Origin of the sequence: Streptomyces aculeolatus, assembly GCF_020400605.1 — a bacterium.
Taxonomy (GTDB): domain Bacteria; phylum Actinomycetota; class Actinomycetes; order Streptomycetales; family Streptomycetaceae; genus Streptomyces; species Streptomyces aculeolatus.
The window spans coordinates 25,974-41,883 of the sequence record NZ_JAINRD010000027.1; the positions used below are offsets into that span (position 1 = coordinate 25,974).

Consider the following 15,910-nt stretch of genomic DNA (forward strand, 5'->3'; position numbering starts at 1 on the left):
TGACCGTCTGAGGCGGCGGAGCGGCGGGAGGCGGCGGACGTGGCGGAGAACACGCGGACCCTGGACTGGAACGGGGCCAACGGCGACCACTGGGTCGCGTACGAGGACAAATACAACGCGGCGATGCTCCGCTACGGCGAGCGGCTGTTCGCGGGCGCCGACGTGCAACCCGACGACCGCGTCCTCGACGTCGGCTGCGGCTGCGGCCAGACGACCCGCGTGGCCGCGGCGCTCGCCGCCGGGGGCTCGGCGCTGGGCGTCGACCTGTCCGCCGCGATGCTCGCGCAGGCGCGCGCCCGGGCGGCGGAGGAGGGCCTGGCGAACGTGGGCTTCGAGCAGGCCGACGCGCAGGTCCACGACTTCGCCGACGGCGCGTACGACGTGGCGATCAGCCGCTTCGGGGTGATGTTCTTCGCGGACCCGGTCGCGGCGTTCGCCAACGTACGGCGCGCGCTGCGGCCGGCGGGGCGGCTCGCGTACGTGTGCTGGCGGGCGCCGGAGGAGAGCGAGTACTCGGGCGTGCCGCGCGCCGCCCTCGCCCCGTACGCCACGCTGCCGCCGCCGGGCGGCAGCGCGACCGAACCGGGGCCGAACTCGCTGGCCGACCCCGAGCACGTACGGGAGGTGCTCGGGGGGGCGGGCTTCACCGACGTGCAACTGGAGGCGGAGAACGAGCCGATGGACCTGGGGGCGGGTGTGGAGGAGGCGCTGGCCTTCGTCCTCGACCGGCCGCACGTGCACGCGGCGCTGGCGGAGACCGACGCGGCGACCAGGGCGAAGGCGACGGAAGACCTGCGCGAGGCCCTGACCCCGTACGCCACCCCGGAGGGGGTGCTGCTGAGGGCCCCGGCCTGGCTGGTGACGGCGCACGCCCCGGCGTAAGGGGGCCGCGCGACGGAAGGGGGCGGCCGCGTGTGCGCTCTCTTCCTGGTCACCCCTGGCGGCGCCGCGAGCGTGGTCGCCCGTCGGGCACCCGAGACGTGACGCCCGGCTCCGCGACCCGCCCTTCCCCCGGCCGTCAGGCCCCCAGGGTCCGGCGGGCCACCAGTGCCGCGCTCAGGCGGCGGGCGTCCGCCGGGGTGGTGGGGGTCAGGCCCGTGAGGAGGGCGATGCGGCGGATGCGGTAGTCGACGGTGTTGGGGTGGACGTGCAGCGCCGTGGCGGTGCCGCGGCGGTCGAGGTCGCGGGCCAGATACGTCTCCAGGGTGTGCAGCAACTCCGGGCGGCCGGCCAGCGGTTGCAGCAGGTCGGCCAGCCCGGTGAGGGCCTCGCTGGGGCGGCTGAGCTGGTAGTCGAGGAGCACGTCGGCCAGCCGGTACAGGCCGGGCGGCCGGTCCGTACGCCGTACCAGCTCGACGATGTCCGCCGTCTGCGCCACCGCCGCCGGGAGCCCGTCCGGTACGGCCCCGGCCGCCGCCGCGGTCACCGGCGCCCCGACGGCCGTCTCCGTACGGTCGATCAGTCCGCACAGCGCCGCCCACGCCGGCTCCTCCGCCACCGGCAGCAGCGCGGTGCCGCCGCCGGCGTCGAGCGCGGTGAGCGCAGGTTCGCCGGCGAAGCCGTTCAGCGCCGTCTGCAGCCGGCGGATCTTGCGCCGCGCGGCGATCCGCGACCGGGGCCCGGGGGAGTGCTCGTCGGGGTGCGGGGCGACGTGCAGTGTCAGGGCCACGTACCGCGGGGCGGGCCGCAGCCCCGTGCGGCGGGCGATGCCCTCGAGCGGCTCCCCGGCGAGCAGCGCGGCCAGCAGCGCGTGCCGCGGCGCGTGCTCCTGGACGTCGAGCACCTGCCGGGCCTCCAGGTACGCGGCGCTGACCGCCGCCACCAACTGCCGTTGCAGGACGAAGAGATGCCGCAGCACCTCCTGTGCGTCCGCGAAGTCCGCGGGCCGCGCGTCCACGGCGATCTCCTCCCAGCCCATCGCCGTGCCGATCTGGTATGCGCTGAGGATGGCGTCCAGCGGCACGCCCTCCTCGGCGCGCTGGGCGGCCGACTCCCGCTGCCGTACCAGCTCGTCGTCGCGCGCCGGGCCGCGGCGCTGGAGCACGTCGGCGAAGAGCCGCAGGCTGCGCTGCACGATGTCGGCGATGTCGCCGGCGACCTCCTCGGGCGGCAGGGCGGCGTACACGGGCAGTTCGGTGAGCAGCCGGTCGACGACGCGGTGGGTGAGCGCGGGCACCCGGGCCCGCAGCCGCGCGTCGACCGGGCTGCCGCCGATACACAGCGGTGTGTTGTCACGCGTCACAACGGCTCCCGGAGAAGTCTGCGTTACTGACCAGTTAAGCGCAGCCCGGCCCGTCTGCATCATGTGCACGACACAATTTTCCGCCAGCTCCACACGCACCAGCACACGCACACCCGCATCCACCCCCACGGCCGGGAGCCGCCGATGAACGTGCTGCCGAAACTCCTCAAGGGCGCCCTGGGCGCCGCCGCGGCGACCGGCCTCGTCGTCGGAGGCACGGCCGCCCCGGCCGCCGCCGACGCCGCGGCCGGCGAGGTCTACGTCGCCCTCGGCGACTCGATGGCCTCGGGACCACTCATCCCGCTCCCCACCGGCCCGCTCGCCTGCGGGCGCTCCACCGAGAACTACGCGCACGAACTGGCCGACCGGCTCGACGTCGCGGAACTGCGCGACGTCACGTGCAGCGGCGCCAGGACCGACCACATGACGCAGCCGCAGTCGCTGTCGCTGCTCGACGTGGACATGGGCGAGGCGCCGCCGCAGTTCGACGCGCTCGGCGCGGACACCACCCTGGTCACGCTGACGATCGGCGGCAACGACGTCGGGCTCGTCGGCGTCGCCGAGGACTGCATGCAGCTCAACCCGCTCGGCGACCTGTGCAAGGACGGCTTCACGGAGGGCGGCGTCGACACCGTCGCCCAGCGCGTCGAGGCCATGGGCCCGAAGCTCGGCGCCGTACTCGACGGCATCCACGCCCGCTCCCCGCAGGCCCGTGTCCTGGTCACCGGCTACGGCGACTACATCAAGCCGGGCGGCTGCTGGCCGTACCAGCCGGTGCTCTCCGCCGACGCCGACTGGCTCCAGGGCAGCGTCAACCACATGAACCAGGTGATCGCCGACCGCGCGGCGGCCCACGGCGCCGAGTACGTCGACGTGTTCACCCCGAGCCGCGGCCACGACTCCTGCCAGTCCCCGGACAAGAAGTGGGTCGAGGGCTACGTCCCGACCGCCCCGGCGGCACCGCTGCACCCCAACGCCAGGGGTGAGGAGGCGTACGCCGGCATCATCCACTCCCAGCTGACCGGCTGACCGGCTGACCCGCTGACCCCGCCCGGCCCGACCGGCGGGGACGGGCCGGCCACCCGGCGTTCCCATCCCCCGAGGGGACGCACACACGCCGGCCCGGCGCGGACAACGCGCCGGGCCGGCACGTGTGGCGCCTGCGAGGGGGGTCAGCCGCCGCCGAGGCGGCCGACGCCGCCGTAGAGCCACACCTCGTCGAGGAGCCGCGGCCGGACGGGGCCTTCCGGGTGCCAGTGGGGCAGTTGGACGACCCCGGGCTCGACGACCTCGAAGCCGTCGAAGAGCGCCTCCACCTGGTCCAGCGGCCGCGGCACCATCAGCGCCGCGGCCCGCCGCTCGCCGTACACGGCGGCGGCGTCGGCGGCCCGCCGCGGCTGGATGTCGTTGGTGGTGTGGGACAGGGCGAGATAGCTCCCGGGCGGAAGGGCGTCCCGGAAGGCGGCGACGATGCGGCCGGGCTCCTCCTCGTCGCGTACGAAGTGCAGGACCGCGGACAGCACCAGCGCCACCGGCCGGTCCCGGTCCAGCGTCGCCCACAGCTCCGGCGCGCCGAGGATCTCCTCCGGCCGGCGCAGGTCCGCCTGGATGTACGCCGTGCGGCCCTCCGGGGAACTGCTCAGCAGCGCGCGGGCGTGGGCGAGGACGACGGGGTCGTTGTCGGTGTAGACGACCCGGCAGTCCGGGCTGATCTGCTGGGCGGCCTCGTGGAGGTTGGGAGAGGTGGGGATGCCGGTGCCGACGTCCAGGAACTGCCGCACGCCCTGCCGGGCCAGATAGCGGGCCGCGCGGAGCATCCAGGCGCGGTTGGCGCGGGCGGACTCCCGGACCTGGGGTGCGCGCCGGATGGTCTCCTCGGCGGCCGAACGGTCGGCGGCGTAGTGGTCCTTGCCGCCCAGCAGGTAGTCGTAGATCCGCGCGGGATGCGGCACCTGCGGGTTGATCGGTAACTGAGGCTCGTCGCCTAACGGCGGTTCGTGTGTCACGGGAATCTCTCTCGGTCGGTTTCGCCTGACGCACAACGGCATCTCAACGCGCCCAACATAGAGCGGCACACCCCCCACCCACCATCTACCCCACCCGGGCTCCGGGGCACTCGTCGCTGCACGGGCAGGCCCGGACCAGCCGCCACCCGAACCGGCCGACCGCACCGGGCACAAACGCCACGAGGACGTTGCTCGTCTCTCGCCAGTCGTACGGCACCCCATCAACGTGCTCGGCCGCTATTCCCTCCGGCTTTCCGACCTGTTCGGAGGCTTCAATTCCGCACGCGAGTCCCGCTCATTGCGGCGGATCGTCGTTGCGGAGGGCCGGTACCCGACGTCACAATGCGTGGAGGTGCCGGGTGGTCATCCCGGCGAAGTGTTGGAGGCGCTGCTTGTGAACACCGCACCGCGGTGCGCCTCGCTCTGCGCGCCAGACGCTGACCACTTCGCTTCGCCCACCGGCTGACCTACTTCGTTCACGGTGGGCGCTTCCCCTATGGGAGACCACCGTAGTGTCCGAAATCGTCGGGACGGTTGATCGCCGTCCTCTGGCAACGGTTCTTGCCGCCAACCTCGTTTCGATCGCAGGGAATTGCCTCACGTACATGGGCGTGCCGTGGTTCGTGCTGCAAAGCACGGGCAGCGCCGCCAGGGCGGGGATCGTCGCGTTCTGCACGCTGCTGCCCGCGGTGCTCGCCGCGATCGTCACCGGTCCGGTCATCGACCGGATCGGGCGACGGCGGGTGAGTGTCGCCTCGGATCTTGCCTGCGGAGTTGCCGTTGCGGCGATCCCGCTGCTGCAGTTCGCCGGCACCCTGCAGTTCTGGATGCTGTGCGCGCTGATGGCGCTGACAGGCCTGTTCGGCGCGCCGGGTGCAACGGCTCGCGGCGTGCTGTTGCCCACGCTTGCCGAACGCGCCGGAATGCCGCTGACCAGGGCTGCCGGGCTGTACGACGGAGCGGCACGCTGTGCGGCGCTGACGGCATCAGCTCTCGGAGGTGTGCTGATCGCCGTACTCGGAGCCGAGAACGTCCTGTTGGTGGATGCCGCAACCTTCGCCGTGGCCGCGCCGCTGTTCGCGTTCGGAGTGCGCGGCCTGCCCGAGGCGCAGGCCAAACGACGGCCCGAGCCGACGTCGCTGCGGGCCTACCGTCGTGAACTCGGGGAAGGCTGTCGCTTCGTGGCGGCGACGCCGCTGCTGCTGGGTCTGTGCCTGATGACGCTGGTCACCAGGGGCCTTGACCAGGGATGGAGCGCCGTGCTCCTGCCCGTGCATTCCGGTGAGGAGCTTGACGGTGCCATCGATCTCGGTCTGCTGAACGCGGCGTTCGGCATCTGCGCGCTCACGGGGGCGCTGGTCTACGGGGCGGTGGGCAGCCGCTTTCGGCGGTGGCCCGTGTTCACAATCGCCTTCCTCATCGGCGGCCTGCCGCGCTTCGTGGTGGCCGCCTTCACCGACACCTTCACCCCGCTGGCCGTGATCATGGCAGTAGAGGGTCTCGCCTTCGGTGTACTCAACCCCATCATGGCCACGGTGACGTATGAGACGGTGCCGGAGGACCTGCGCAGCCGCGTGCTGAGCGTGACAACGGCCTCGGTGCAACTGGTCACTCCACTGGGCGGACTGGCCGCGGGCTTCCTCGTTGATTCGGCCGGCTTGTCTTCCGCGCTGCTGACGGTCGGCGGTGTGTATCTGCTCGCCACGCTGTGCCCGGTGGTCTTCCCGTCCTGGAGGCAGATGGACCGTACGGGTGATCCCCGTGACGGGGCCAGGGGCTCGCTGACGCGGGGTTCAGGGGCGAAACGGGTGTAGTCACCGAGACGGCCGTTCCGGCGCTGCTCACGAACACCTGACATCGGTGCTCCCCGTCGCGTTCAAGCAGGGGCCCAGACGGCACCCACGGGCCGGCCGGTGGCCGGGTCCCAGAGCCGCACCGTGCCGCTGTCGCCGAGGCTGGTGGCGAAGAGGAACTCGCCGGGCGCGGGCGCGGCGGACAGGTCCGGTTCGGTGGGCGGAGGGAAGCCGCTGGAGTTCGCGGATCCCCGGACTCGAAGGCGGTGTCCAGTCGCCGCAGTATCCGCGCCAGGGCGGCGGCGTCCCCGTACCGCCGGCGGGGCTCCTTGTGCAGCAGCGAGCGTACGAGGTCGTCCCGGTCGGCGGGGATGAGTCCGGTCCGGGTGAGGCGGTCCGCGGTCACGCTGCCGTCGGCCGCGCGCGCGATGCCGAAGTCGAGGACCTTCACGCTGTCGGAGGGCGTGATGAAGATGTTGGCGGGCTTCACGTCCCGGTGCATGATCCCGTTGGCGTGCGCGTCGGCGAGGGCGTCACACACCTGCGCCCCCCACCGCGCGGCCTCCGCCCTCGGCCCGGTGCAACTGGGCGGGCCCGACGGGGCGTCCATGGAGGTGGCGGGTCCGCCACGGCCGGGACCATGTGGTGGGCGCCGGCCGGACGGCATGGAGCGGAGGGGGTTGTGGCATGTCGTGGGGATGGGTGGTCACGGGTGCGGTCGCGGCGGTGGGGGTCGCGGCGCTTGGTGCGGTGCGGGTGAGGAGACGGCTGGTCAACCCGTGGGAGCGGGCGGAGAGGGAACTCGACAAGCGGGATCGGACGCTGCGCGAAGAGCATCCCGATACCGTGGCGCTCCGGCACCGGGCCCACTACCTGAGCGAGACCGGCGACCTGGCCGGCGCCGTGGAGGTCTCCGAGCAGATGCTCGCCGAGCGGGTGCGGGTGCTGGGCGAGGACGACCCTCATGTCCTCGTCACTCGGCACAACCTGGCCAACCTGCGCGGCAGGGCGGGGGACGCGGCCGGTGCCGCCGAGGCGTTCGAGCGGCTGGCGCTCGACATGGAGCGGGTGCACGGAGCCGACTACATCTACACCGTTCAGGCCCAGCGCGCCGCCGTCCGCTGGCGGGAGGAAGCGGAAGGCGACAGCCAGGACACCGAGTGACGACAACGGATCCAGGCGTACCAACGCGCCGCTGGGGCAAGAGCTCATCGTGACCCACGACGGACGCCGTCTCGGACTGAGCTTCCACTACTACGTCGAGATCACAGACTGGGAGCGGCTGCGCCGCCAGGCGTCCCCTTGAGGTCAGGGCCGTGGGGGGTTGGGCTGCGGATTACGAGGGTGTGGGCTGCCGGGGTGTCTGCTGCGGAGGGCTGTCTCGCTGGTAGCGCAGCAGGAGCATGGCGGCGTCGTCCTGGAGGGGGCCGCGTACGTGGGCGATCAGGTCTCGGCGGACGGCGGCCAGGGCGGTGTCGGCGTCGGTGCCGGCCAGGAGCGCGGCGCACCCCGCGAGGGAGTAGAAGGCCCCCTGTCTGTCGCGTGCTTCCGTGACGCCGTCCGTGTAGAAGAGGATCTGGTCGCCGGGGCTGAAGGGGTGCACGTGCGGTTGCGGGGGCCCGGTGCCGTGCATGCCGAGGCCCAGGGGCAGTGCGCGCGCGGGCGGTTCGAGCAGGCACGTATCCCCGCCGCTCTTCACCGCCAGAGGTGCGGGGTGCCCGTAGTTGAGCAGGGTGACGGCACGCTCGTCGCCGATCTCCGCCATGATCGCCGTGACGAACTTCTCGGACGACAGGTGACGGTCCAGCGCGCGTTCCACTCGTTCGCCGACCCCCTGGAGGTCGGGTTCGTCGTAGGCCGCCTCGCGGAAGGCGCCGAGCACCACCGCCGCGGTCTCCACCGCTTCGAGTCCTTTGCCCTGCACGTCGCCGATGATCACTCGCACTCCCGCCGGCGACGTCACGACCTCGTACAGGTCGCCTCCGATCCTGGCGTCGGCGACCGCGGAGGTGTACGAGAGTGCGATCCGCAGTTTTCCGGCGGCCAGCGGCACCGGCCGCAGCAGCACCCGCTGGGCCGTCTCGGCGATCGAGCGCACGCTGGCCAGCTCCGCCTCTCTCGCCTGTCGCATCCGTACGGCCACCAGACCGGCCGCGGTGACGCCGACCACCGAGAGCATCGCGGTGTACCCGCGCCGGTCACCGAGCAGCCCGTTGTACTCGGCGAGTGCCGTGCAGAGCAGGAGCGCCAGCGCGCCGATCAGCACCGTGCGCTGCCACCTGCCGACCAGGCCGGCGAACGCGGGGCCGAGGGACACCAGGGGCAGGTAGCCGACTTCGGGGCCGGCGGACGTGTCCACCACGGTGACGATGGCCATGACGCCGTAGGGCAGTACGGACAGCACACCGTGGAAGGGTGAGGCCGCCCGGGGGTTCTGCGGCACGTTCACGGCTTCCCTCTCCCGTGAGGGATCGCCCGGCGCCCCACGACGTACATCACCTGCCACGTTAGGCACACCGGGTCTGCGAACTCGACCCACCCGCGCCCGTCGTTATGGATCCGCAGTGATCTCCCGCCCGGAGCGCCATTCGGCTCCGGGCGGCGCTGAGGAGGCGGACGGAACGGACTGCGGCGACGGTGCCTCCGTCTACTCGAAGAACTTCAGGCTGTAGCCCACGTCGGTGGTGCTTCCGGGGACGTTGGCGCGCCGGTAGGTGGTGTTGCTCCACCAGACCGCCGTGCCGGAGTACCAGGAGCGGTTGGACCACGTGTACGGGGTGCCCTTGGCCACCGCGTGGAACAGAATGGGGAAGCGGTTGCCGGACGGCGGGCCGGCGTTGACGTCGCCCCGCGGAAGGATGAACGTGTGGTGGCCGGGGCCGTTGACGTTCACCGTCGGTGTCCACCCGGACATCATGGACGGCCCGTGCGAGCCGAAGAGGCAGCCGTTGCTCTTGTACCAGTCCCAGACGTAGGTGGGATCGCCGCCGGCCCTCAGCCTCAGGTCGGCGATGCAGTACTTGTCGCTCCAGCTGCCGTTCGCGGAGTAGACGACGTGCAGCCGGCCGCCGGGGTCGACGATCGGCTGGGGCGCCTCGTTGATGTACGGGTTGCCCACGACGCGCTCCCACGGTTCACGCGGTTGCGAGATGATGGAGCGGCCGCCGGTGGAGGCGGTGGGGCTGCTCATCCGGGCGACGTAGAGGTTCTGTTCGACGTTGGTGTCGCCGGCCCAGCCCGACCATACGAACCAGCGCTGCCCGCCGAACGTGAAGGGCACTCCGTCGATGGCCCACTTGTCGCCGGGCAGCGCCACCTTCACGGCCGGGGAGTATCCGGACGTCGGATTCGGGGAGCCGATGTGGTACATCCGGTGGGCCGCACCGCGACCGGCTGCGAAGTAGATGCGGTACTGGCCGTCGTGATGGACGATCTCCGGCGCCCAGACCTCGCCCAGGTTCGCGGTGTCCTGCCACACCTGGTGCTTGGGGGCGGTGGCCACGGCCTCCGGCGTGGCCGCCGTCCGCACCGCGATCCCGCCGTCCACCGATTTGGCGGAGACGTAGAGGCTGCCCACCTTGATGACGCTGGGGTCGGCGCCGCCCACCAGGGCACGGCCGAGCGTGGAAGGCGGACCGGCCGCCGCTGCCGTCGCTGTCTCCTCGGCTGACGGGCCGGTGGGTCCGTCATCGGGCCTGGCGGCGGTGGCGGCTTGTCCGAGAGCGAGTACGCCGATCAGCCCTAACGGGACGGCACCGGCGAGCCAACGGGAAGGGCGCATCAGATCTCCTTGGCGTGTCCATGACGATTTTTGAGAGCGCTCTCGACTATCACGGCGGCGGGCAGACCTGTCAACTCCTCTGCTGGACCCGCCGGAGTGCCGGCAGCCCGTACGGGATCGGCGCAGAGCGGCGCTCGCCCTTGCCCGGAGCCGGGCACGGGGACCGGGTCAACGTCCGTACACCTCGAACGAGAACAGCGAGTACCCGTACTGCGTGTTGCGCTGTGTCCCGTACATGCGCACGTGTCGTGCGTCGGCGGAGACGGGGATCGTCTCCACCCCGCCCGGCCCGCTGGTCGTGGAGTGGACGTCGGTCCAGTCGCTGCCGTTGTCCGAGACCTGGAGCCGGTAGTTCTTGGCGCTGGCCGTCTCCCAGTGGAGTTTCACGGCCCCGATGGCCGTCGTGGCGCCCAGGTCGATGCTCAGCCACTGCGGGTCGGAGTAGTCGGATCCCCACCGGGTGGTGTCCTGCCCGTCCGTGGCGTTGGCCGGGGCGACTTCGGCGGCGCGGGTCGAGGAGGCGGTGGCGGGCTTGCCGCGTGCCAGGTCCGGAGCCGCGTGGACCTCGAGGCCCCGCAGCGAGAAGCCCCGCGGGGTGTGCCGCTCGGTGAGGTTCAGGCGGACGAACCGCACCGCCTGGGGGGTGATGGCCAGGGTCCGTGTGCCGCCCGTCCCGGCGTTGGTCGAGTGGACGGTCCGCCACGTCTCGCCGTCGGGAGAGACGTCGACGGCGTACGCCTGCGCATAGGCCGTGTCCCAGTGCAGCGTCACCGCGTCCGCGAACTGCGGCGTCAGAAGATCGACCATCGCCCATTCGTCGTCCGAAGGCGCCGAAGCCCAGCGGGTGCGGGGGTTGCCGTCGGTCAGGAAGTGGGCCCCGACGGAGGTGCCCTGTTCGGAGGAGGTGAGCACCGGGCGGCGCAGGGCGACGTCGTTCGCCGTTGCGCCGAGGGTGACGCCCGCTCCCTGGCGGTCGCCGTCGGGGAGGGTGGCGGTCCGGCGGGTGACCTTTCCGAACCGCGTGAGGGTGACGGCGACGGTGACGCCGGGCTTCTGCGGGGCGGAGACGGTGATGACGGGCGCGCCGGGTCCCGACTCGTCGAGGATGACCATGCAGGGCTCGTCGACGGCCAGGGTCACTCCCTTGCGGATATCTGCGGTGCCGGGGGAGTAGAAGAGGAGCTGGGAGATGCCCAGACCGTCGTGGCGTACGCCTTGCAGGGACGTGGTGTTGGCGACGATCCGCACGGGCAGGTGCTGCGCGTACGCCGCGGCCTGGCCCTGGTTGACGCCGGGCCGGACGACGTAGGCGTAGGTCGCGCCGCTCGGCTCCACGCCGTGGTCGAGCCAGAGGCCGAACACGTCCTCGGTGACGGGGGCGGGGTCCTGGCCGGTCGCGATGTCGGCCCAGGCCCCGGTGACGGTCTCGTTCTTCACGGTCATGGCGACCGGCTCGAAGAACGCGTACCCGGTGCCGTCGTGGTAGGCCCAGTTTCCGGTACGGGTACGGGTGGCCCCCGGCTCGACGGTGCTGCCGGCGGCGACGACCCTGCCCGTCCGGCGCGCCTGGTTGAGCGTGGTCACGACGGGGTTCGGGTCGGTGGAGGTGATGCCCGCGCCGAGTGCGACGAACTCGTCGTCGAAGCAGAAGTAGCCCTTGCGGGCGGTGGTGCCGTACTTGTCCATGTCCAGGGCCGCGGCGCCGTAGAGCCCGTTGTCCACGCCGCCGACGAAGGTGGTCGACTGCCGGTAGGGGTTGCTCGCGTCCAGGGGGACCACGACCGCGGGGTTGGTGCAGCCGGGCAGGCGGGACCAGTCCCACACGGGGAACAGGTTGCGGTACTCGTCTCCCCTGCGGGCGATGAACGTGGTGCCGAAGGGGACCCAGTACAGGTAGTTGAGCCTTCGGGGATTGGAGGAGCGCCACTCCGAGCCGATGGTGCGCGCGGAGACCATCTTGACCGTCACGCCCCAGGCGGGCCGCTTGTGGGCGGCGAAGTCCGAGCGCCAGAAGTACTTGTGGCCGCTCAGTCCCGTGTCGCTGCTCCGGAGGGCGATATTGCGGCGCAGTTGCCCGAAGTGGCCGGCCTGGCCGGGCAGGACGTCGTCCATCCGGCGGAGGGCTTCGAGGGTGCGCTCGGCGTTGCTGCGGTACCGGGGGGCGGGGTTGAGGAAGACGTTGAACTCGGCGTGGTCCCCGTTGATCATCCAGCGGGTGCCGTCCAGGACCCAGCTCGCGTAGTCGTAGACCGACGCGGGCGAGAAGGCGTAGGAGGTGCGTCGCAGGACGTACAGCCACTGCGCGACGTCGGTGAGCATGCTGCGGCCGTACCCGGCCGAGTAGAGCTGGTCTCCGTGCTGGTGGTAGCTGAGGTCGCTCTGGATTCCGTCGCCCGTGTTGAGGAGGATCGCGCGGGCCATGGCATCGCGTCCGGAGGCGACGAGGGCGGGGTCGGGGGCCAGCAGGCCGCGGAAGATGACGTTCTGCGCGTACCAGACGGCGTTCTGGCCGGTGCCCGACGAGCTGCTCTGGAGGACGCCGACGATGTCGGCGGTGCGGGCGGCGCCGAGCTGTCCGTGGAGGAGCAGACCGATGCGCCCCAGGCGGAGCTGGATGCCGATGCCCCGCTCCCACCAGTTGACGTTGGTCGGCTTGACCTGGAACCAGTGCTCGACGCCCTTCTGCACACCGGCCAGCAGCGCGGGGTCGCCGTGGTGCGGCCCGGCGGGATTGGCGTGGGCGGCGGCCATGGCCTGCATGCGGTCCAGCGCGCGGTACGGCGACCACGCGGCCCCGTTGGCGGCGCTGTTGGTGGCGGAGTAGTCCACGTCGCTCCACGAGCCGTCGGCCCGCTGGGCGGACAGGTAGCTCGTGGCCTGGCTCTGGTACGTCCATTCCACCCGGGCGGTGGTGCCGTCGTCGAGCCAGTCGTGTGCGAGGTAGATCCCGAGCAGGGTCGAGCGGATGTCCGCGAGGTCGCCGGCGGTGCCGGCGGTGCCGGCGAACGCCGACGGCACGCGGCCCAGCGGGCCGCCGGTCGTCATCAGCGCGGCGAGTGCCGCGCTTGAGGAACCCAGAAAGACTCGGCGTGAAACGGTCACGACGAGACTCCTCTCTTCGAGGTGGGGGGCGGGACGGGGATTACGGGACGGTGCGCTCGAGTGCGGCGACGCCGATGGAGCTGTCGGCCATCCCGTAGAAGACGTACGGGATGCCTTCGATCTCCTCGATGGCGGTGGGGAAGACGACGTTGCTGAGAGTGCCCTCGGTCTCCTCCCGGGTCTGCGGGGACAGCCACGGCTGCGGGCTGCGTGCCAGCACCCGGGACGGGTCGAGGGCGTCGAGCAGGATGCCGCCGGCCCGGTAGACGGAGCCGTGGCTGAGTTCGAAGCCCTTGGCGACCGGTCCGGTGACGCCGTGGTGGATGAGCAGCCAGCCCTCGGGCACGCGCAGTGGCGGCGGCCCGGCTCCGATCTTGGCCTCCTCGAACGGCATCAGGGGGCCTGCGACCGGCGCGGCATGGGCCAGCGAGGTCAGTGCGGACAGGTCGGTGCGGACGGCGTCGGCGTCCGCGTAGGCGATCCAGATCGACGGCCGGAGGTCGGTGACCCCGGTCGGTGCCGGGGCGCCTTCGCCGGGCCGCAGCCAGTCGAGTTCCCACATCGGCCGGTGCAGCATGGCGAAGCAGGGCCGGCCGTGCGGTCCCGGCACCACCTCGGGGAAGAACACCAGGTCCTTGTTGGGGAAGAAGTTCAGGTCGGTGGACAGGCCCGGCCGGTACGCGAAGTGCAGTGGACCCAGGCGCCGCCAGTGGACGGTGTCGTCGGAAACGGCCAGGGCCGGGCGGGGGCCGAGGGGGCCGTAGGCGACGTAGGTCATGACGTGTACGCCGAGGTCCGGGAGGAACGTGATGCGCGGGTCCTCCACGCCGGCGTTGTGCGCGCCGCGTTCGAAGCCCTCGTCCGGGGCCAGGACCACGCCCTGGCGTTCGACGCCGACCGGGACACCGTCTTCGATCACCACGCGGGCCCGGGCGATGCGGGAGACGTTGCCGGCCGAGACGATCCGCGGGAACAGGTAGAGGTGTCCGTCGGGTCCCCAGGCGGTGGCGGGGTTGAGGACGCCTTCGGCCTCCAGCGGGTCGGCCGGGTCGGCGGTCATGAGTACGCCGATGCGCTTCAGGGCGTAGGGGAGTGCGGTTTCGGCGTTGAGCTGGGTCATACCTACCCTTTGATCGCGGAGCCGAGGTTGGCTGAGGTGAAGTGGCGCTGAAAGAGCAGGAACAGCACCACGGCCGGGACGGCCAGGACGCACGCGCCGGCCAGCACGGCGCCCATGGGGTTGGCCTGGAAGGTGGAGTTGGCCTGGGAGAAGTTGGCCAGGCTCACCGCGAGGGGTTGCATGTCCGGGTTCTTGGTGATCAGGAACGGCCACAGGAACTCGTTCCACGGGCCGATGAAGGTCACCAGCATCGCGGTGAGGATCGCCGGCCGCACCAGCGGCACCGCGACCGAGCGCAGGATGCGCAGTTCGCCGGCGCCGTCCATGCGCGCCGCGTCGAATATCTCCCTGGGTATCTGCAGGAAGTACTGGCGGAAGATGAGCACCGCGACGGAGTTGACGGCGAACGGAAGGATCATCCCGGCGTAGCTGTCGGCCAGGTGGAAGTAGCGCACCACCATCACGTAGAGCGGGATCATCAGCAACTGGAACGGGATCGCCTGGACCAGCAGCACCAGGGCGAAGACCAGGCCGCGACCGCGGAAGTGCAGGATCGCCAGCGCGTATCCGGCGAGGAGCCCGAAGACCAGGGTGCAGGCCACCACGCCGGCGGTCATGATGAGCGAGTTGAGCAGGGCGGTGGTGAGGCTGAAGGAATCGTCGATCCCGGAGAGGTTGGCCAGGGTCAGGTTGGACGGGTCGGGCAGCAGCCCGCTCAGGCTGGTGTCGCGCTTCTTCTGCAGCGCGCCGATGAGCATGTAGTAGAAGGGCAGCAGCGCGGCGACGGCACCCAGACCGAGCGCGCCGTAGCGCAGCAGGCGCAAGGTACGGGCCATGTCAGTTCCTCTCCATGACGCGCCGGGAGACGGTCGCGAGGATGAGCACCGCGGTGACGAGGATCAGCCCGATCGCGGCGGCCGCGTCCGGTTCGCCCTGTTCCAGGCCGCGCTGGTAGATCAGCAGGGCGGGGGTCAGCGAGGCGCCGTTCGGGCCGCCGCCGGTGAGCAGGAACGGCTCGGTGAAGATCTGCCCGGAGGTGATCAGCGACAGGAGGATGACCAGGGAGGTCACCGGCCGCACGGCCGGCAGCGTGACCGCGCGGAAGGCCTGCCAGCGCCCCGCGCCGTCGGTGAGCGCCGCCTCGTGCAGCTCGCGCGGCACGTTCTGCAGCGCGGCCAGATACAGCAGGACGTAGAAGCCGAGCTGTTTCCAGGTCACGTACAGCGCGATGAGCGGCATCACCAGGTGCTTGTTCGCCAGCCACGACGGATCCGGCGCCCAGGCGCCGAGCGCGTGGTTGACCGCGCCGGAGCCGTTGAAGAGGAAGAGCCACACGGCGAGTGTGGCCACCGACGCGGTGACGTACGGGACGTAGTAGGAGACGCGGAAGAACACCCGCCACCGCGTGGCCGTGTTGAGCGCCGCCGCCAGCGACAGGGCCAGCACGACGGTCAGCGGAATGTTGATCGCCATGAAGACGACCAGGTTGCGGAAGGCGCGCCGGGTGTCCCCGTCGCCCAGGACGGCGGTGAAGTTGTCGAACCCGACGAACGGGTGCGGGACCGACACCCCCGGGGCGGTGAAGAAGTAGTCGTGGAAGGCCATCCACACGCCGAAGCCGAACGGGATCGCGAAGACGACCAGGACGAAGATCGTGTACGGGGCGGTGAGCGCGAGCCCGAACGGGTGCCGGCCCAGCCAGCGCTCAAGTCGCTGTGCCCGCCGGGGCCGTGCCCGCCGGCCGGCCCGGGCGCTCGCGCGGGGGGCGGGGGGAGCGGAGCGCGGGAGCTGCGGCCCGGAGGGCGAGCCGCCGCCGGCCCGCGCCTCCTGCCGGTGGGGATGCGGTGCGGTCATGGTGGTGCGCCT

The 15,910-nt window shown here is 71.8% G+C and carries 12 protein-coding genes and 1 pseudogene; 4 read left to right on the forward strand and 9 right to left on the reverse strand.

The window, feature by feature from the left end:
- Positions 1-39: 39 nt before the first annotated feature.
- Positions 40-882, forward strand: a complete 843-nt coding sequence (locus LG396_RS32850) for a class I SAM-dependent methyltransferase (RefSeq protein ID WP_225797544.1) — start codon at positions 40-42, stop codon at positions 880-882.
- A 136-nt stretch (positions 883-1,018) separates the two neighbouring features.
- Here the strand turns inward: LG396_RS32850 and LG396_RS32855 are convergent, their stop codons facing one another.
- The gene (locus LG396_RS32855) at positions 1,019-2,242 is read right to left on the reverse strand and encodes a PucR family transcriptional regulator (RefSeq protein WP_018837545.1); all 1,224 of its coding nucleotides are present in this window, start codon (positions 2,240-2,242) and stop codon (positions 1,019-1,021) included.
- A 144-nt stretch (positions 2,243-2,386) separates the two neighbouring features.
- On the opposite strand from LG396_RS32855, the gene LG396_RS32860 reads away from it, so the two are divergent.
- Entirely contained in the window at positions 2,387-3,271 is an 885-nt protein-coding gene (locus LG396_RS32860) for an SGNH/GDSL hydrolase family protein (RefSeq protein WP_225797595.1), read from the forward strand.
- 143 nt (positions 3,272-3,414) lie between these two features.
- On the opposite strand, the gene LG396_RS32865 is transcribed toward LG396_RS32860, so the two are convergent.
- Positions 3,415-4,290 (reverse strand): SAM-dependent methyltransferase, encoded by an 876-nt coding sequence (locus tag LG396_RS32865; RefSeq protein WP_263979881.1) that lies wholly within the window; start codon positions 4,288-4,290, stop codon positions 3,415-3,417.
- A 470-nt stretch (positions 4,291-4,760) separates the two neighbouring features.
- Between LG396_RS32865 and LG396_RS32870 the strand changes: the two genes are divergently transcribed.
- Positions 4,761-6,062 (forward strand): MFS transporter, encoded by a 1,302-nt coding sequence (locus tag LG396_RS32870; RefSeq protein WP_225797545.1) that lies wholly within the window; start codon positions 4,761-4,763, stop codon positions 6,060-6,062.
- A gap of 388 nt (positions 6,063-6,450) precedes the next feature.
- Here LG396_RS32870 and LG396_RS32875 read toward each other — a convergent pair.
- Positions 6,451-6,708, reverse strand: a pseudogene (locus tag LG396_RS32875) (protein kinase domain-containing protein); the annotation flags it as partial.
- A 20-nt stretch (positions 6,709-6,728) separates the two neighbouring features.
- Here LG396_RS32875 and LG396_RS32880 point away from each other — a divergent pair.
- Positions 6,729-7,205, forward strand: a complete 477-nt coding sequence (locus tag LG396_RS32880; protein WP_018852610.1) for a tetratricopeptide repeat protein — start codon at positions 6,729-6,731, stop codon at positions 7,203-7,205.
- Positions 7,206-7,377: 172 nt separating this feature from the next.
- Here the strand turns inward: LG396_RS32880 and LG396_RS32885 are convergent, their stop codons facing one another.
- From LG396_RS32885 to LG396_RS32910, 6 genes are all read right to left on the reverse strand, one after another.
- Complete coding sequence (locus LG396_RS32885; protein ID WP_225797546.1) at positions 7,378-8,490, reverse strand: PP2C family protein-serine/threonine phosphatase; 1,113 nt, start codon at positions 8,488-8,490, stop codon at positions 7,378-7,380.
- 198 nt (positions 8,491-8,688) lie between these two features.
- On the reverse strand, positions 8,689-9,648 hold the full coding sequence (locus tag LG396_RS32890) for a glycoside hydrolase family 43 protein (RefSeq protein WP_225797596.1): 960 nt from the start codon (positions 9,646-9,648) through the stop codon (positions 8,689-8,691).
- A gap of 342 nt (positions 9,649-9,990) precedes the next feature.
- A complete protein-coding gene (locus tag LG396_RS32895) occupies positions 9,991-12,924 on the reverse strand; it encodes a polysaccharide lyase family 8 super-sandwich domain-containing protein (RefSeq protein WP_225797547.1) in 2,934 nt (977 codons plus the stop codon).
- A gap of 40 nt (positions 12,925-12,964) precedes the next feature.
- A complete protein-coding gene (locus LG396_RS32900; protein WP_225797548.1) occupies positions 12,965-14,044 on the reverse strand; it encodes a glycoside hydrolase family 130 protein in 1,080 nt (359 codons plus the stop codon).
- A gap of 2 nt (positions 14,045-14,046) precedes the next feature.
- Positions 14,047-14,880 (reverse strand): carbohydrate ABC transporter permease, encoded by an 834-nt coding sequence (locus LG396_RS32905; protein WP_018837555.1) that lies wholly within the window; start codon positions 14,878-14,880, stop codon positions 14,047-14,049.
- A 1-nt stretch (position 14,881) separates the two neighbouring features.
- Positions 14,882-15,898 (reverse strand): carbohydrate ABC transporter permease, encoded by a 1,017-nt coding sequence (locus tag LG396_RS32910; RefSeq protein WP_225797549.1) that lies wholly within the window; start codon positions 15,896-15,898, stop codon positions 14,882-14,884.
- Positions 15,899-15,910: the final 12 nt, after the last annotated feature.